The organism is Streptomyces indicus, from assembly GCF_900100315.1.
Taxonomy (GTDB): domain Bacteria; phylum Actinomycetota; class Actinomycetes; order Streptomycetales; family Streptomycetaceae; genus Streptomyces; species Streptomyces indicus.
This window is the reverse complement of record NZ_FNFF01000018.1, coordinates 53,861-70,631: the sequence shown is the minus strand read 5'-3', so window position 1 is coordinate 70,631 and position 16,771 is coordinate 53,861. Positions and strand designations below refer to the sequence as shown.

Annotated in this window: 16 protein-coding genes; 9 read left to right on the top strand and 7 right to left on the bottom strand. The window is 71.2% G+C overall.

Annotated features, from left to right (window positions below):
* Positions 1 to 41: 41 nt before the first annotated feature.
* Positions 42 to 971: a winged helix-turn-helix domain-containing protein gene (locus BLT97_RS31330; protein ID WP_245769649.1), complete on the top strand. Its 930-nt coding sequence runs from the start codon at positions 42 to 44 to the stop codon at positions 969 to 971.
* On the opposite strand, the gene BLT97_RS31325 is transcribed toward BLT97_RS31330, so the two are convergent.
* Entirely contained in the window at positions 934 to 3,048 is a 2,115-nt protein-coding gene (locus BLT97_RS31325) for a phosphotransferase (RefSeq protein ID WP_342742797.1), read from the bottom strand. The genes BLT97_RS31330 and BLT97_RS31325 overlap by 38 nt on opposite strands.
* A 394-nt stretch (positions 3,049 to 3,442) precedes the next feature.
* Between BLT97_RS31325 and BLT97_RS31320 the strand changes: the two genes are divergently transcribed.
* Positions 3,443 to 4,321: a hypothetical protein gene (locus tag BLT97_RS31320; protein ID WP_093616295.1), complete on the top strand. Its 879-nt coding sequence runs from the start codon at positions 3,443 to 3,445 to the stop codon at positions 4,319 to 4,321.
* A 12-nt stretch (positions 4,322 to 4,333) separates the two neighbouring features.
* Here the strand turns inward: BLT97_RS31320 and BLT97_RS31315 are convergent, their stop codons facing one another.
* A complete protein-coding gene (locus BLT97_RS31315; protein WP_245769648.1) occupies positions 4,334 to 5,095 on the bottom strand; it encodes an ABC transporter permease in 762 nt (253 codons plus the stop codon).
* Positions 5,088 to 6,197: an ATP-binding cassette domain-containing protein gene (locus BLT97_RS31310; protein WP_093616293.1), complete on the bottom strand. Its 1,110-nt coding sequence runs from the start codon at positions 6,195 to 6,197 to the stop codon at positions 5,088 to 5,090. The genes BLT97_RS31315 and BLT97_RS31310 overlap by 8 nt, the downstream gene beginning before the upstream one ends.
* Before the next feature lie 241 nt (positions 6,198 to 6,438).
* On the opposite strand from BLT97_RS31310, the gene BLT97_RS31305 reads away from it, so the two are divergent.
* Positions 6,439 to 7,203: a TetR/AcrR family transcriptional regulator gene (locus tag BLT97_RS31305; protein ID WP_093616291.1), complete on the top strand. Its 765-nt coding sequence runs from the start codon at positions 6,439 to 6,441 to the stop codon at positions 7,201 to 7,203.
* A gap of 21 nt (positions 7,204 to 7,224) precedes the next feature.
* On the opposite strand, the gene BLT97_RS31300 is transcribed toward BLT97_RS31305, so the two are convergent.
* On the bottom strand, positions 7,225 to 7,731 hold the full coding sequence (locus tag BLT97_RS31300; protein WP_093616289.1) for a GNAT family N-acetyltransferase: 507 nt from the start codon (positions 7,729 to 7,731) through the stop codon (positions 7,225 to 7,227).
* Positions 7,732 to 7,850: 119 nt separating this feature from the next.
* On the bottom strand, positions 7,851 to 8,474 hold the full coding sequence (locus BLT97_RS31295) for a TetR family transcriptional regulator (protein ID WP_093616287.1): 624 nt from the start codon (positions 8,472 to 8,474) through the stop codon (positions 7,851 to 7,853).
* 66 nt (positions 8,475 to 8,540) lie between these two features.
* Here BLT97_RS31295 and BLT97_RS31290 point away from each other — a divergent pair, with 66 nt between their 5' ends.
* Both BLT97_RS31290 and BLT97_RS31285 read left to right on the top strand, forming a co-directional pair.
* Positions 8,541 to 10,577, top strand: coding sequence for a HelD family protein (locus tag BLT97_RS31290; RefSeq protein WP_093616285.1), 2,037 nt, complete (start codon positions 8,541 to 8,543; stop codon positions 10,575 to 10,577).
* 185 nt (positions 10,578 to 10,762) lie between these two features.
* Positions 10,763 to 11,722, top strand: coding sequence for an RNA polymerase sigma-70 factor (locus tag BLT97_RS31285; protein ID WP_245769647.1), 960 nt, complete (start codon positions 10,763 to 10,765; stop codon positions 11,720 to 11,722).
* A gap of 268 nt (positions 11,723 to 11,990) precedes the next feature.
* Here the strand turns inward: BLT97_RS31285 and BLT97_RS31280 are convergent, their stop codons facing one another.
* Positions 11,991 to 12,911 (bottom strand): NAD(P)-dependent oxidoreductase, encoded by a 921-nt coding sequence (locus BLT97_RS31280; protein ID WP_093616283.1) that lies wholly within the window; start codon positions 12,909 to 12,911, stop codon positions 11,991 to 11,993.
* A gap of 108 nt (positions 12,912 to 13,019) precedes the next feature.
* Here BLT97_RS31280 and BLT97_RS31275 point away from each other — a divergent pair, with 108 nt between their 5' ends.
* The 4 genes from BLT97_RS31275 (at position 13,020) to BLT97_RS31260 (ending at position 15,072) form a co-directional block, all read left to right on the top strand.
* Complete coding sequence (locus BLT97_RS31275) at positions 13,020 to 13,382, top strand: winged helix-turn-helix transcriptional regulator (protein WP_093616281.1); 363 nt, start codon at positions 13,020 to 13,022, stop codon at positions 13,380 to 13,382.
* Between the two features lie 148 nt (positions 13,383 to 13,530).
* On the top strand, positions 13,531 to 13,944 hold the full coding sequence (locus tag BLT97_RS31270) for a helix-turn-helix domain-containing protein (RefSeq protein ID WP_093616279.1): 414 nt from the start codon (positions 13,531 to 13,533) through the stop codon (positions 13,942 to 13,944).
* A 37-nt stretch (positions 13,945 to 13,981) separates the two neighbouring features.
* Positions 13,982 to 14,605: a hypothetical protein gene (locus tag BLT97_RS31265; protein ID WP_093616277.1), complete on the top strand. Its 624-nt coding sequence runs from the start codon at positions 13,982 to 13,984 to the stop codon at positions 14,603 to 14,605.
* Positions 14,606 to 14,739: 134 nt separating this feature from the next.
* A complete protein-coding gene (locus BLT97_RS31260; RefSeq protein WP_425442789.1) occupies positions 14,740 to 15,072 on the top strand; it encodes a DUF2516 family protein in 333 nt (110 codons plus the stop codon).
* Positions 15,073 to 15,246: 174 nt separating this feature from the next.
* On the opposite strand, the gene BLT97_RS31255 is transcribed toward BLT97_RS31260, so the two are convergent.
* Positions 15,247 to 16,563, bottom strand: coding sequence for a PP2C family protein-serine/threonine phosphatase (locus BLT97_RS31255; protein ID WP_093616275.1), 1,317 nt, complete (start codon positions 16,561 to 16,563; stop codon positions 15,247 to 15,249).
* Between the last annotated feature and the right edge of the window lie 208 nt (positions 16,564 to 16,771).

The following is a 16,771-nucleotide window of genomic DNA, read 5'->3' as shown; positions in this document are numbered from 1 at the left end:
AAGTGGTTTGTGGCGGTCTTTCGGGCGGTACGTTGAAGAGCGTGAGTGACAGTGGCGGCGGGCCTTACCAGGATGTCGCGAACGAGCTGCGGGCCAGACTCAAGAAGGGTGTCTACCGAGTCGGCCAACAGCTCCCGCCGCAACGCCAGTTGGCCGACGAGTTCGGAGTGGCGCGCGACACCGTGGTGAGGGTGCTGCACGAGCTCGCCGAAGAAGGCCTGATCGAGTCGCGCCGGGGGAGTGGCACTCGGGTGCGTGCGCATCCCGAGACGCTCAGGGCGCAGCAGCAGATCCCGTCGATGACCCAGGACGGACGCAGCCGCCGAGTGACCCTCGGACCGCTGATCGGAGCGGCTTTCGAGACACCCCACGTGAGCCTCGACGTCTTCACCCTGACATCGGAGTCCCTCGACGCGCATATCCGGGTGCAGGCGGAGAGGGTGCGGGCGGGGGAGATCACCCCGGAGTCCGTGCAGGTCCGCATGCTGCTTCCGGACGCGTCGACGTATCTGCCGTATCCGCGCGTCAAGGCAGATCCCGAGGACGAGCGGCCGCAGGAGCGGCTGCGGGCCATCAGCGATCTCCACTCCCAGTCGCTGCAGCGCGTGCTGGGGGAGCTGGCCACGGAGGGCCTGGTCAAGTCGGTGTCGGTCGAAATCCGCACCGTTCCGCTGGCTCCGGCCTTCAAGGTCTATCTCCTCAACGGCCGTGAAGCGCTGATCGGGCCGTACCAGGTCCTCGAACGCAGGATCAACCTGCTGGACGACACCCCGGCCGATGTCGTGGACGTGCTGGGGCTCGGGTCCACGCTGGCGCATCACGCGGAGGATGACGACGCTGCCTCGCCGGGGTCGGTGTTCGTCGCCAGTCTGCGGGACTGGTTCACCTCGCTGTGGGATCTGCTGGCGACCCCACCGCAGCCGAAGCCGCCGACTATGAGCCCCTCGGCTCGAGTCCGTCCGCCCGTGTGAGCGCACCCTTGCCCCGCGGTAGCGACCGCGTCAGGTACGGGTTGGCCACACGGCGCGACGGCAGGCCCAGGGCCGCTGTGGCGTCCGCCAGGGTCATCGCGTAACGGTCCACCGCGCGGCGGACGTTGGGCGCGTCCAGACTCTCGCCCGTCACGAGCCGGTCCAGGTCGATGTACGCGGATCGGATCAGCTCGATCCAGCGGTAAACCCGCAAGTCCTCCTTCCACCCACGGGTGTACTCGGGGCCGAGCAGTTTGGACCACCGGGTGAACATCCGCGCCCGGATGGCCGGTCGCACCGGGGTGAGATGGAGGTGGCGCACCAGGTCGTAGAGCGGATCCCCGACCATCGCCATCTCCCAGTCGATGATGGTGAGTTCACCGTTGGGCTGGCGGACGAGGTTCCAGGGATTGAGATCACCGTGCAGCAGCGCGAAGCTGCGCGACGTCACCTCGTGGCGGCGCAACAGAGTGCGCAGGCGGACCTCGTCCGGAAGGCCCAGGGCGCGCGCGAGCTTCTTGGAATCGGCGGGCAGCGAGGCGACCAGGCGCACCAACTGCTCACTGAGCCAGGCGTAGAAGTCCAGATTGAGGGCGGCAGGATCGAGTTGCCGCAGGGCCGCGGGCTCGATGGCCGCCAGGGCGCCGAGCTGGTCGACGAGGTTGTCGGCCTCGTGCGGCAGCAGACCGTGCTCGGGGTGGTTGGGCGGCCGCCCGTCACCGTCCGGGCCCTCGTAGGAGTGGATGGCGAAGTCGTCGTCGAGGCCGCTGGTTCCGAGGGCCAGGACGCGTGGTGCCCGGACCGTCCTGGCGGTCGCCGCGGATCCCTCGATGAGCCGCAGCACCGCATGCTCACTGAGGAAGGGCTGCTCCCTGCGGCCCTCGCCGCCCACCTTCCGGCGTACGACGATCGGCCGGTGTCTGCCGGGCACCTGCACCACGGTGTTGAGGTGCGCCGTCCCCTTGAAGACCCGGTTCGCCGGCGCGGCGCCTTCCGCCTCCAGTGCCGCCAGTACGGTGTCACGGTCGCAGTCCGGATGCTTGAAGCGCTCGTCGGGCTCGAAGGTGATGCCGCGTGCGGCGCGCGACTGGCCCTTGCTTCCGATGCGAGCGGCCTGCCACCGGTACAGCGCCCGCTCGATGTCCGCTGCGGACATTTCTGCCAACTGCAGTGGCGCGGCGGCCCGTTGCAACGCCCTGGCCACCTGGCCGGTGGCGAATTGCAGTCGGTGGGGCGCGAGGGTGTCGCCGAGGGAGGCGGCGGCGCGCATCACGTCGGGGAAGACCGACTGCGCGTATTCGAAGGCGATGTAGTGCTTCAGATCGCGCGACAGATCCCGCGTGGCCTCGGGGCGCACCCGCTGCATGTCGGCGGCCCAGCACTCGATCACTTCGTTCTGCTGATGCTCCGGGTAGTGCATCCGCACGAGGTGGTTGGCCAGGTCGTGGAGCGGGTCGCCCCAGGACGCCAACTCCCAGTCCACGTAGATCAGCGGAGGCTGGCCGTCGTAGGTGACGATGATGTTGTCGCGGTGCAGGTCGGTGTGCAGGAGGCTGAAAGGGCGCGGTGACATCGCAGGAAGGCGTTGCGCGTACTGCGTCAGTGCGTCCTCGCTGATGCCCAGTGCGGCGAACAGGCCGCCGAATTCAGCCCAGTTGGGCTTTCGGATCTGCTCGTCGGCGAGCTGCGCCAGTGCGCGCAGGAAGCCTCGGCTGTCGCGTTGGTTGCGTGGCCAGGTGTCCGGCAGCTTCGGCAGCGATTCCCTGCGTACGCGTGTCATGTCGGCCAGGACACCCGTCAGGGCCCGCAGGAGCAGCCGGTCCACGGGTTTGCCGTTCTCGCAGATGCTGGAGAGCGGCACTCCTTCCACATAGCTGTGGATGACGGTGTCCTCATGGGCAGCGAGGCGACGCGGAATCTGCGGCAGGAAGGCCTTGACCGAGTCGAGAACCCTGCCTTCGTCTTCCCAGGTCCGGATGACCACACGCAAGGCGTCGGGCAACCGGGTCCGCACCATCACTTTCGTGCCCGGTGCCTCGCCCACCAGCGCTGCCATGTCCTCGGTGAGAGGAACCATGAAGTTCCGATTGTGGTGGCCGCGGGTCATCGCCCCGTGGCGTCGCGCGTGCTCCACGAAGGCCGCCCGCAGTTCGTACGGGGTATGCGCCTTGCCTTGTGGAGGAGCGGGACAGGGGACGGAATCACCGGCCACTGCTGGCTCCTGTTGCTCCTGATCGAACCCGGTGCCGTAGGAGACGGCAGGGGTGCTTCGCACCTTAGTCGCGGACTCTAGTGGTGGATGTTGAAACATTCGACCGGAGCACAGGATTCGTTGCTCCATTGAGTGAGTGGAACGTCCGTGCCGGATGGTTTCCCGGTCTTGTCTCCCGCGAGGACTGCCGGGACCATGACGCTCCAGTGCTCTGATCGGTCCGAGGCACGTCCGTGGGCCGCGGCGGGGAGGAGCTCGGGTGGCACACGGTGGCAGCGGTGGTCCGGAGCCGGGCATAGGCGGCCGGTTCAAGCGTTTCCAGACGCGTTTCCAGGCGCCGCTGACCAGGGCGATTCTGGCCGTGATCTTTGTGACGGGCCTGGTGGCGCAGTTCGTGGCACCCGTCGGTGATGCGCTGGAAGGCCATGCTTTCCTCGGTGGCGCTCTGCTGAGCCTCGTCGCCTACGTGCTGTACGACGCGATCCAGGAGTTGGTGGCCTCGGCGCGTACCCCGGCCCGCTCCTTGGTCAGCTCACGTGATCTGAGCGGCTTGGTGAGTGAGGCCTTCCGCGCTCGGGATGTTGACATCTGTTTCGTCGGCTACACGGGCGAGACGCTCTACAACGAGCTCTACCACCGACTGGAGCGGCTCCTCGACGATCCGGGCCCGACGCGCAGAGTCTCGGTGCGGATGCTGATCCCCGACTTCTGCCGCGAGATGTCCGTGCCCGCGCGGGTGGGGCCGGACGAGTCGCCCGTGGACGACCCGGAGTTCCGCAGAAGGCTCGAACTCAAGTGCCAGGACTACGACATGACCCTGTCGGGCCTGGCGGAGCAGCTGTCCGTCCGGGGAAGGGTGGAGGTGACCTGCACCTACCGGGTCTACCACGGTGAGCCGACGGAGAAGATCTGTCTCTTCAACAAGGAGCTGGTCCTGCACGGCCTGTACGACGTGGACGCCCGTATGCAGATGTCCAATTCGGGCCGAGTGGTCTATGACCCCAAGGGTTACAACACAGATCTGTACGTATGGTCGGCCAGGGACGGCACGGCCACCGAGGTGCGTGCCGTGGCCCAGTGGGTCAGGCATTTCGAGGGGCGCTGGAAGCTGGCCGACGCGCCCTCGTGGCGCCGCTGAGTCCCCGCCGCTTCAGGCAGTGCGCCTCCTGAACAACACCCCCGCCCCCACCACGGAGACCCCCAGAATCCCCGCACACCAGGCCAGCGCGACCCAAGGGGTCGAGCCCACCGGCTGGCCCAGGAGGAGGCCGCGGAGGGATTCGATGACCTGGCTGATGGGCTGGTGTTCCGCGAAGCCCTGGAGCCAGGACGGCATGGAGTCCGTGGGGACGAAGGCGCTGCTGGGGTAGGGCAGGAAGCTCACGAAGAAGGTGAAGCCGCCTGCTGCTTCGGGGGACTTGGCCAGGAGGCCGACGGCCGCGCTGAGCCAGGACAGGGCCAGGATGAAGGCCACCAGGATGCCGAGGGCGGCGAGCCAGCCGGCCCAGGTGGCCGACGGGCGGAAGCCGATCGCGAAGGCCAGGGCGAAGACCAGGGCGGTCGCGACGAGGTTGCGGGCAGCCGAGGCGAAGACGTGGCCGGCGAGGATCGGGGCGCCGGAGATGTCCAGGGAGCGGAAGCGGTCGATGATGCCGTTCTTGAGGTCCTCGACGACCGCCATCGCCGTGTTCGAGGAGCCGAAGCCGGCGCAGAGCAGCAGGACGCCCGGGACGACGTACGTGACGTACTGCTCCGTCGTGCCGGTCTCGATGGCGCCGCCGAAGAAGTAGACGAAGATCAGCAGCAGCATCACCGGCAGTGCGAGTGCGGTGATCAGGGCGTCCACGTTGCGCCGGCTCATGCGCAGCGCCCGGCCGCTCATGACCAGGGTGTCGGTGAGGGCTTCAGGCATGGGTGGGCTCCTGGGGGGTCGTCGGTTCCTGTGGGGCGGGGGACTGAGGGGGCGTGGGCTGAGGGGGCGTGGGCTGAGGGGTGGAGGACTGCGGGGCCGGGCGGCCCGTCAGGGTCAGGAAGACGTCTTCCAGCGTCGCCGTGTGGACGGTGAAGTGCGTGATGGCCGTGTGGGCCGGGTCCAACTCGTCCAGGAGTGCGCGGACTTCGGCCGCGCCGCCGTCCGTGGGGAAGCCGAGGACGCGGGCGTCCGGGTCGCTGTGGAGAGCGCGCGGCGCCAGCCGCAGATACGCGGCCGAGTCGGCGAGCGTGATGTCGAGGCGGTGGCCCGCGACCCGCCGCTTCAGTTCGGCGGCCGTGCCTTCGGCGACGATCCGGCCCGCGTCGAGGACGGCGATCCGGTCCGCCAATTGGTCTGCCTCTTCCAGGTACTGGGTCGTGAGGAAGACGGTGGTGCCCGCGGCGCGCAACTCCCTTACCACCGACCAGAGTTCCTGCCGGCTGCGCGGGTCGAGGCCCGTGGTGGGCTCGTCGAGGAAGATGATTTCCGGCGACCCGGCCAGCGAGGCCGCCAGGTCGAGGCGGCGGCGCATGCCGCCCGAGTAGGTCTTCGCCAGGCGGTCCGCGGCCTCGGTGAGGTCGAAGCGGGTGAGGAGTTCGGCCGCCTTCGTACGGGCTGCGGCGCGGGAGAGGCGCCCGCCGCCCGCGGTGCGCGCGAGGCGCGCCATCATCCGGAGGTTCTCGGCGCCCGTCTGCATCTCGTCCACCGCCGCGAACTGGCCGGTGAGGCTGATCGCCCGCCGTACGCGCGCCCGTTCGGTGCGCACGTCGTGGCCGGCCACCCGCACCGTTCCCGCGTCGGCGCTCGCGAGCGTGGCCAGGATGCGGACGGCGGTGGTCTTGCCCGCACCGTTGGGTCCGAGCAGGGCGAACACCGTGCCGCGCGGCACCGTGAGGTCGATGCCGCGCAGCACCTCCTGGCTGCCGTAGCTCTTGCGCAGGCCGGCGGCCTCGATCGCGGTGGACCGCGGGCCGGTCCGCGGCGCGGGCGGTGCGGCTGCCGGAGGCGGGGCGGCAGCTGTGGTGGTGGTCCGGTCTGTCATGGGCGGTGCCCTTCGCGTCTGTGGGTGCGGCTCGCGGCCGTGTGCCGTGCGGCTCGCGTCCGTGTGCTGTGCGGCTCGTGACCGTCTGCGGCCCGCGACCTTCCGCGGCTCGCACGTTCTTCTGCGTATGCCCTACGCGTTACTGTGTAAGGGTTACGCAGAACTAGGATGTGCGTCAAGCTCGGGACCTGGAAGTCCGGGTCGGGCGAGGGTCGGATCAGGGTCGAGTCAGGGAGGCCTCATGGGGCACATCGCGCGCGCGGACGACGCATCCGGCCTGCCGGCGAGCCTCGCCACGGCCTGGGGCCTGCGCGAACGCCCCTCGAAGGGGCCCAAGCCCGGCCTGTCCCTGGAGCGCATCGTGGACGAGGCCGTCCGCATCGCGGCCTCCGAAGGAGTCGACGCCGTGTCGATGGGGCGGGTGGCCAAGGGCCTCGGGGTCTCGACGATGTCGCTCTACCGGTACGTCGGCGCCAAGGACGAACTCCTGATCCTGATGCAGGAGGCCGTCACGCCGCCCCCGCCGCCGCTAGATCCGGAGGCGGACTGGCGTACGTCGATGGAGACCTGGTGCCGTGCGCAGCGGAAGGTGTTCCATGCCAACCTGTGGCTGCTGCGCATCCAGGTCTCGGGGCCGCCGGCGAGCCCGCGTGGCGTGGAGTGGATGGAGTACGGCCTGTCGGCGCTGGCCGGCACCCCGCTCGACGAGGGCGACAAGCTGGGCGTCCTGATGATGGTCGGCGGTTTCGTGCGCAACGAGGCCACCGTCATGTCCGACATCGACGCGGCGATCCGCGAGCGGGGGCACACCCCGGACGAGTACCTGAGCGCCTACGCCCGCACGCTCGGCGTGCTCTCCACGCCCGAAAGCCACCCGGGCGTCACGAAGGTCCTCGCGTCCGGCGTGCTCGACCGCGCGGACGGCCCCGACACGGAGTTCGACTTCGGCCTCGAGCTCGTGCTCGACGGGGTGGCGGCGCTGATCGAGCGCAGGGCGCGGAGCTAGTCCTCGCCGGCGAGCGCCCGCCTAGCCCCCTTCGCTCAGCTCCCCCTTGAGCAGATCAAGCAGCATCCCGTCCGCCCAGCCGCCCCGCTGGTGGTCGTACCACTGCTTGCGCAGGACGCCGACGCGGCGGAATCCGAGGCGTTCGTAGCAGGCGATCGCGGCCGTGTTCTCGGCGGCCGGGTCGATGGTCAGGCGGTGGTGGCCGCGGGCGTCGAACAGCCAGCGGGCCAGGGTGCGGATGGCGTCCGTGCCCAGGCCGAGCCGGTGGTGGCCGGGGTGGACGAAGATGTCGATGGTGGCGTGCCGGAAGTCGGGGTCCGGCTCCTCGTCCCACTGGATCATGCCGACGGTCTCGCCCTTGACGGAGATCGCGAGATGCCGGTGCTCCGGCTCGCCCAGATCGCCCTCGGGGTCCGGCCAGTGCCACCAGCGGCGGACTTCGTCGGTGGCGAGCGCGGTGCGGAACGCCGGCAGGTCGGCCGTCGTCGCGGGCCGCAGGCTCACATACGTGCCGTGCAGGGGGTCCATCCCCCCAGTGTCCTCCCCGATGTCCGCGCGGGCGGCTCACGGGAGGCTCGTACTGCGGCTTCCGCGCTGCGGGATCTGGGTCCGGAAGGAGGCTTACGGCCGTTCCGGACGCACACCCGTCACGCCCCCAACGCGCCCACCCCCGAGCCCAGTTGGCCGAAAGCCAGCCCGGCCGCATCACGCGCGTCCGGCAGCACGTCCGCCACCTTCTCGCCCGCCTCGATCCGGCGTCGGTTCTCCTCCGCGAGGATCCTGCGCACCGCGATGATCTGACCCGCGGCCAGCCGCGCCGCGGTCCCGCCGCCGAGCGCCGCGGCCAGGGCCTCCTCGGAGCGGGTCAGGAAGCCGAGCATGCGGGCCACCACTGACGGGGTGCCGTAGGCCAGGCGCTGGAAGGCCAGGACGTCCGGGTGGTCGCACAGGCCCGTGACCGGGTCCTGCCGTTCGAGCCCGGCGAGGAAGTCGCGGCGCAGGGCCTCCAACGGGGTCTCGTCCGCCGCGCGCCCGGTCACGACGCGGGCGGCCTCGTCCTCGTGGTCCGCGAACCGGTGCAGGACCAGGTCCTCCTTGGCCGGGAAGTACCGGAACAGCGTGGGCTTGGAGACCCCCGCCGCCGCGGCCACCTCGGCGACCGGCACCTGGTCGAAGCCCCGCTCCAGGAAGAGGGCGATGGCCGTCTCGGAGAGGGTGTCGAAGGTCTGCTGCTTCTTGCGGGCGCGCAGGCCGGGGGCGGGTTCTGGCATGGAGGCAGCCTACCCCGTATCCGTAACCCGGTAAAAAATGTAACTCGGTTAAGTTATTCTCGAGGGATGAACGCCCCGGACCTGCGCCATGCCCTGGCCGAAGAACGCAGCCACCACGACCACTGCCGCACCGCACTCGCCGCGATGGTCGAGGGCGCCCATGAACAGGTCGTGGTCGGCGAGCACGCCTCCGCCTCCGGGGCCGACGCCGAGGTCCTCGGCTACGAGCTGCGCAGCCGCGCCAAGGAGATGGCCGAGCTGCCCGAGGGGCCGCTGTTCTTCGGCCGGATCGACTTCGCGGGCGTACGGGACAGCGAAGTCGCCGGCGATCACCGCGGGCAGAGCTACCACATCGGCCGGCTGCGGATCACCGAACACCCGGCTGCCCCGCCCCTCGTGGTCGACTGGCGCGCCCCCGTCTCGCGCGCCTTCTACCGGGCGAGCGCCCACGACCCGCAGGGCGTCGCGGTCCGCCGCCGCTTCGGCTGGGCGCCCGGCAGCCGCGGCGACTCGGCGGACCTGACCGGCTATGAGGACGAACTCCTCGGCCAGGGTGAGGAGTTGAGTGGACCGAGCGCGCTGCTCGCCGAGGAGATCGAGCGGCCGCGCGTGGGCCCGATGCGCGACATCGCGGCCACCATCCAGCCCGAGCAGGACGAGCTGGTGCGCGGGGACCTCGGCCTCTCCGTGTGTGTGCAGGGGGCGCCCGGCACCGGCAAGACGGCGGTCGGGCTGCACCGTGCCGCGTATCTGCTCTACACGTACCCGCAGCGCATCCGACGCGGCGGCCTGCTGATCCTGGGCCCCAACCGGACCTTCCTCGCGTACATCGCGGAGGTCCTTCCCTCGCTCGGCGAGACGGGGGTGCGGCAGTCCACCGTCGATGACGAGATCGCCCGCCACCCGGTGCGCGCCGTGGACGAGCCGCGCGCCGCCGCCGTGAAGCACGACGCGCGCATGGCCCGGGTGCTGCACCGCGCGCTGTACGCGCGGGTGGCGCTGCCCGCCGACTCCCTTGCCGTGGTGGACGGTTCGTACCGCTGGCGGGTCTCGCTCGGCGAACTGGAGCGGATCGTCGCGGACGTACGCGACGAGGCGCCGGCCTACGCCACCGGGCGCGAGAGGGTGCAGACGCGGGTGCTCGCCCTCGTACGCGACCAGGCCGAGCGGCGCTCGGGCACCCGGACGTACGCGTGGCTGCAGAAGATGGGCCGGCAGGTGCGCGGGTTCCTGGACGCGGTGTGGCCGAAGGTGACGCCCGAGGAGGTGCTCGCCGGGCTGCTCGCGGATCCGGCCGCGCTCGCGGCGGCCGCCGAGGGGATCCTCACGGCCGGGGAGCAGCAGGCGCTGGTGTGGGCGAAGCCGCCGCGCTCGTTCAAGTCGGCGAAGTGGTCGGCGGCGGACCTCGTGCTCCTCGACGAGCTCGCCGGACTGATCGAACACCCCGAGGGATACGGGCACATCGTGCTCGACGAGGCACAGGACCTCTCGCCCATGCAGGCCCGCGTGATCGCCCGGCGCGCCCGCTTCGGCTCGCTCACCGTGCTCGGCGACCTCGCGCAGGGGACCACGCCGTGGGCGGCGCGCAACTGGCCCGGTCTCCTTGCCCACTTGGGCAAGCCGGACGCCGAGGTCATCCCGCTGACCACCGGGTTCCGGGTGCCGGAGGCCGTGGTGGAGCTGGCGAACCGGCTGCTCGGGACCCTGGACGTGATGGTGCCGGCCGCCCGGTCGCTGCGCCGGGACGGGGAGTTGAGGCTGCTGCCGGGCCCGGACGTGGTGGCCGCCGCCGTCGAGGCGGCCGGGCGGGCGCTGGAGCGAGACGGTTCGGTCGGGGTGATCGCGGCGGACGCCCAACTGCCGGTGCTTCGGGCCGCGTTGACGGCCGCCGGGTTTGATCCGTCCGGTCCCGAGGAGACGGCCGCGCGGCTGACGCTGCTGCCCGCCTCCCTCGCCAAGGGGCTCGAATACGACCACGTGGTCGTCGTGGAGCCGGCGGCGATCGCCGAGGCCGAGGAGCGGGGCCGCGAACGGCTCTACGTGGCGCTGACCCGCGCCGTCTCCCGGCTGGATGTGGTGCACGGGCGGGAGCTGCCGTTCTGAGACGGCCGCGGTGTGCGGGTCTGACACGGCCCGGTGCGTGGCTCTGAGGCGGCCCCGGAGCGTGGCTCCGACGCGGCACCGGTGTGCGGCTCTGACGCGGCCCGGCGTCCGGCGCGTTCCGGGGCGGCCGCGCGTGGTCTCCGCCGGGCGTGGGCGTAGCCTCTGGAGAAGGGACCTTTTCGGCGGTGGAAGGCGGGGCGGCGGTGGCCGGTGCGGGGACGGGAGTCCAGGACAGAGCCGAGGAGTTCGAGCAGCTGAGGCCGCTGCTCTTCTCCATCGCGTACCGCATCCTCGGCAGCGTCAGCGAGGCCGAGGACGCCGTCCAGGAGACCTGGCTGCGCTACGAGACCACCACGACGCGCCCCGACTCGCTGAAGTCCTTCCTCTCCACGGTCGTCACGCGCATCTCCATCGACGTGCTGCGCTCGGCCCGCGTGCGGCGTGAGGAGTACGTGGGGGACTGGCTGCCCGAACCGCTCCTGAGCGATCCCTACGAAGACCCCGCGCGGGCGGCCGAGTTGGCGGACTCGGTGTCCATGGCGGCGCTGCTGCTCCTGGAGCGGCTCAGCCCGCTGGAGCGGGCGGTGTTCGTGCTCCGCGAGGTGTTCGGCTTCGGCTACCCCGAGGTGGCGGAGGCCGTCGGCCGTACGGAGGCGGCCTGCCGGCAGCTGTCGGCGCGGGCGCGCAAGCACATGGAGGAGGGCCGTACGCGCTTCGACGCCGACCGCGAGGCACGCGAGGAGCTCGCGGCGCGCTTCTTCGCGGCGCTGCGCGAGGGCAAGGTCGAGGGCCTTCAGGAGCTGCTGTCCGCCGATGTCCAGCTGGTGGGCGACGGGGGCGGCAAGGCGCCGCAGCTCGCCCGGCACGTGCAGGGTGCGGACAAGGTCGCGCGGCTCATGGCCGGCGCGTTCCCGCCCGTCTTCTCGATCGGCACGATCGTCGATGCCCGGGAGATCAACGGCCAGCCCGGCGCTCTCTTCCGCGACCGCGAGGGCAACGTGGCCGTGGCCGTCCTGCTCGACATCGTGGACGGCGAGATCGCGGCCATCCGCTCGGTCATCAACCCCGACAAGCTGGGGCACCTGGCTCCGCTGGCGGATGTGTGGGCGATGAAGGACGAGTGGAACCGGACGCGGCGGGGGTAGGGCGGACGCGGCGGGCCGGGTGCGGACGTGGCGCGCGACTGCGGACGTGACGCACGAGTGTGGTGCATCGGCGCCGCAACGTCAGGGCTCCCGGAGGCACGCGGCCTCCAGGAGCCCTGACGGCGAGGCGGCACAGCCCGGCTCGGCCCGTTCCCTCATCCCAGCTCCGCCCGGCTGTGCCCGCCTCTCTGCTCAGCCCCGCCGGCGGGTGCGGACCGCGCCCCGGGGGCCGAGCTCACTGCGCGGCGGCGGACCGCCTCGCAGGGGCTCAGTGCTGCTCGGCCGGAGCCGTCCGCCCCAGGACCTCGGTGATGCGGATGAACCCGTCCGTGCCGTGACCGAGGCCGATCACCCGCCGGGCCAGGCCCTCCGCCGCGCGCATCACGCCCGCGTCGATGCCGTGGGCCTCCGAGGTGTGGACGATGTGGGCCATCGAGGAGGCCGCCGAGGTGATCGGGTTGGTGTCGCCGCTGTAGACGCCCTGGTCCGCCCGTGTCCCGTAGTCCTGGAAGATGTCCGGCAGGATCGCGGCGATGCCCTGTGCGAACGGCGCCAGCTCCGCCCCGGAGACCCCCTCCGCCTTCGCGACCGCCAGCGCGTGCGTGTACCCGGCCATCGCGGTCCAGAAGATGTCGAGGAGCGCGATGTCGTACGCGGCGGCCCGTCCGTGGTCCTCGCCGAGGTGGGTGCGGGTGCCGCCGAGGGCGGCGAGCACCGGCTCGTGCTCCCCGTACAGACCGGCCGGGCCCGCGAACAGGAAGACGGCGTGCGGAGTGCCGATCGTCGCGGTCGGCGTCATGATCGCGCCGTCGAGGTAGCGGATCCCGTGCGCCTCCGCCCACCGCGCGCTCTCGCGGGCGCGGTCGGGGGTGTCGGCGGTGAGGTTCACCAGGGTGCGGCCCTTGAGGGCGGTGGTGGCCGATTCCGTACGCAGCAGGGCGTCGGAGGCGTCGTAGTTCACCACGCACACCACGACCAGATCGCTCGCCGCCACGGCCTCCTCGAGAGACGCGGCCCCGACCGCCCCTTGCGCGACCAGCTCCCGGTCCCGCCCGGGCGTCCGGTTCCACACGGTGGTGCGCACCCCGGCGGCCACGAAGGCACCGGCCAGCGCACGGCCCATGGGGCCGAGACCGAGGACGGTGACGGAAGAACCTGAGGGGGTGGACTGGTTGGACTGCTCGGACATGCTTCTCAACTCCCGTACTGGACAAGAAAAAATTTCCGCAGGACTTCCCGCGGGCACGCCGGACGTGCACCTCGGAACCTGAATCGGACGTGAAAGGGGCTCACTCACATGACGCGCAGCCGCGCCCAGGACCAGGACGTCTGCGGAGTGACCGCGGCGATCGCGGTGATCGACGGCAAGTGGAAGACGGGCCTGCTGTGGCTCCTCGAACAGGGACCGCAGCGCCCCGGCGCGCTGCGCCGTCAACTCCCCGGTCTGAGCGAGAAGGTGCTCACCCAGGCCCTGCGCGAGATGGAGCAGGACGGCCTGGTCCACCGGGAGGTGCACGACGTGCTGCCGCTGAAGACCGAGTACACGCTCACTCCCTTCGGCCAGGACCTCGCCACGGCGCTGGCCCCGCTCTCGGACTGGGGCCACCGCCGCCTCCTACGCATGCAGGAGGGCCCCGAGTTGCTGTCGGCGGCCCGCTGACCACCTGCAAACAGCTTGATCCAGTGGGGAGTTGCTGCCAAGTACGCACAAAAAGGTGGGTACTCGCAGGCCATGGACGAAGGTGGCGTGCACCACTATTGCAAGCATCTGCTTGCAATAGTTAGCGCGACTGCGGCAGCATGCAGCTATGGCAACGCTCAACGTCGGCAATCTCGGTGAGTATCTGCGCGAGCAGCGGCGCAATGCGCAGCTGTCGCTCAGGCAGCTCGCCGATGCCGCGGGTGTGTCCAATCCGTATCTGAGTCAGATCGAGCGCGGGCTGCGCAAGCCGAGTGCCGAGATTCTGCAGCAGCTGGCGAAGGCCCTCCGGATCTCCGCCGAGACGCTGTACGTGCAGGCCGGGATCCTCGACGAGCGCGACCGCGACGAAGTCGAGACGCGGGCCGCGATCCTCGCGGACCCCTCGATCAACGAGCGGCAGAAGCAGGTGCTCCTGCAGATCTACGAGTCGTTCCGCAAGGAGAACGGCACCGCTCCCACAGCCGCTCAGGACGGCAGCGACACCGCCGATGACCAGCCCCGCGCGGCCGGCGACGACTGACGCCAGCACCCTCATACCTATCGGAGGTACGTACGTCATGGCTCTCACCGACGACATCCGCAAGGCCGTCACCGACCCCAAGCCCCTCTACTTCGCCGCCGGTACCGCCGACCTCGCCTTCCAGCAGGCCAAGCGCGTGCCCGAGCTGATCGAGAAGATCCAGGCCGAGGCCCCCGAGCGCTTCGAGTCCGTGCGCAACACCGACCCGAAGGCCGTCCAGGAGAAGGCCGCCGCCCGCGCCAAGGAGGTGCAGGAGGTCGTGCAGGCCAAGGTCGCCGAGGTCATCGGCGGCTTCGACACCGACCTCAAGAAGCTCGGCGAGACCGCCCAGGACCTGGCCCTGCGCGGGGTGGGCGTGGCCGCCGAGTACGCCGTCAAGGCCCGTGAGAAGTACGACGAGGTCGCCGAGCGCGGCGAGCAGGCCGTGAAGACCTGGCGCGGCGAGGCGGCCGAGGAGATCGAGGAACTGGCCATCGTGGTCGAGGGCAAGGACGAGACCGGCGCCGCGCCGAAGGACGAGGCTCCGGCCGCGTCCGCCGCGGCTCCTGCTCCGGCTGCTGCTCCGGCCGCCGAGGCCAAGGCCCCGGCCAAGAAGCCGGCCGCCAAGAAGGCTCCGGCCCGTAAGCCCGCGGCGAAGAAGACCACGCCGGCTGCCGAGTAAGGCACAGGCGGCGGACTTCCCGCCGAGCGACCGGCCCGGGCACGAACGGAGTGTCCGGGCCGTTCTCCGGGTACGGTGGCCGCAATGAACCGGACAATGAGTGGCCCGACACACAGGTGGTGGACGAAGTGCTGATGCAGGGTTTCGCCGGCTTCATGTGGCTGCTCTTCATGGCGATGCTGGTGCTCGCGGTGGTGGCCCTCGTCATGGCGGTGACGTTCCGCGAGGACGCCTATCGGGCCGCGGACAAGCAGACCAAGAATTTCTGGCTGATCATTCTCGGCATCGTGGTGCTGGTCAATCTGGTCGTGCCGATGCTCTTCCTCCAGATCGCCGGCCTGATCGCGACGATCGTGTTCTTCGTCGACGTCCGCCCCGCGCTCCAGCAGGTCACCGGAGGCGGCCGCGGCCGCCGCGGCGGCTCCAGCAGCGACGGTCCGTACGGGCCGTACAACGGCGGGCGCTGAGCCCCGTGCCGCAGCGCGGGCGCCGAGCCCGCACCGCAGCACTGATCGGCGGATCCGTCCCCAGGGCGGATCCGCCGTTCTGCTGTCAGGACTCGATTGGAAGGCCGCCCTCGACCGGAAGGTCGCCCTCGAACGCCAGGCTGCCCTCGACCGCGAGGCCGCCCTCGGCCGCTGTCAGGCCCTCGGTCCCCGCTCCAGGAGGACCACGGCCACGTCGTCCGTCAGCTCGCCGCCGTTCAGATCGCGGACCTCGTTGACCGCGGCCTGGAGCAGGCCGTCGCCGCCGAGGCCCTCGTCGAGCTGGCGGCGGATCATCGCCACCATGCCGTCCTGGCCCAGGCGGCGCTTGCTGCCCGCCTCCACGCGGCCCTCGATCAGACCGTCGGTGTAGAGCATCAGGCTCCACGCGCCGCCGAGCTCCACCTGCTGGCGCGGCCAGCGGGCGCGCGGGAGCAGGCCGAGCGCCGGGCCGCTGTTCTCGTACGGGAGCAGCTCGGCGCGGCCGCCCGCGCGCGCGATCAGCGGCGAGGGGTGGCCGGCCAGGCACAGGCCCGCGCGGCGGCCGTCGGGGGAGATGTCCACCGTGCAGAGCGTCGCGAAGATCTCGTCGTCCGGACGCTCGTGCTCCAGGACCTGCTGGAGCGTGGAGAGCAGCTCGTCCCCGCACAGGCCCGCGAAGGTCAACGCGCGCCAGGCGATCCGGAGTTCCACGCCGAGCGCCGCCTCGTCCGGGCCGTGCCCGCACACGTCGCCGATCATCGCGTGCACCGTGCCGTCGGGGGTGCGCACGGCGTCGTAGAAGTCGCCGCCGAGCAGCGCGCGCGAGCGGCCGGGACGGTAGCGCGCGGCGAACCGCAGCGGGGAGCCCTCGAGCAGCGGCGTGGGCAGCAGACCGCGCTCCAGGCGGGCGTTCTCCTGGGCGCGCAGCCGGGACTCGGTGAGCTGGCGCTGCGCCACGTCGGCCCGCTTGCGCTCCACCGCGTAACGGATCGCGCGGGTCAGGACGCGGCTGTCCAGCTCGTCGCGGAACAGGTAGTCCTGCGCGCCGACCCGTACCGCCTCCGCGGCCCGCTCGGTGTCGTCGCTCGCGGTCAGCGCGAGCACGGCGTGCCGGGGCGCGAGGCGCAGCACGTGCTTGAGGGTGCCCAGCTCGTCCTCGCCGCCCGGGGAGCCCGCGCGGCCGGGGGCGGGCAGCGAGAGGTCGAGCAGGATGCAGTGCACGTCGTCGGTGAGGAGGCGCTCGGCCTCCGTCAGATTGCGGGCCGTGCGCACCTTGATGGGCTTGCCCGCCGCGTCGAGCAGCGCGGGCACGCTCAGCGCCTGGGCCGGGTCGTCCTCGATCACGAGCAGCGTCAGACCGCCGCCGCCGTTCTCGACGGCGCCGGGCTGTGCCGGCAGGGCGTCCGCACCGGCTGCGGGCGCCGGGGCGGGCTGAGCCTGACCACTTTCCACGGCCGGGACTGCTCTCTGCCGCGGTATGGGTACGGGCATCCTTCTGGTTTCCTTCCCTCCCCCCGAGGGCGCGGCGGGACGACACCTAGTCGAACGACGTTCCGCCGACGGGGACCTTAGCGGTAGCCGGCGCCGGTTTGGAATGGCGATCAGCAAACAGCCGGAGTCATATGCCGCGTCCCGCCCCGTAATTGGGCACGCGACGGCTCCAACCGGGATGACGAACATCACGCCGTGGAGGTTGCCC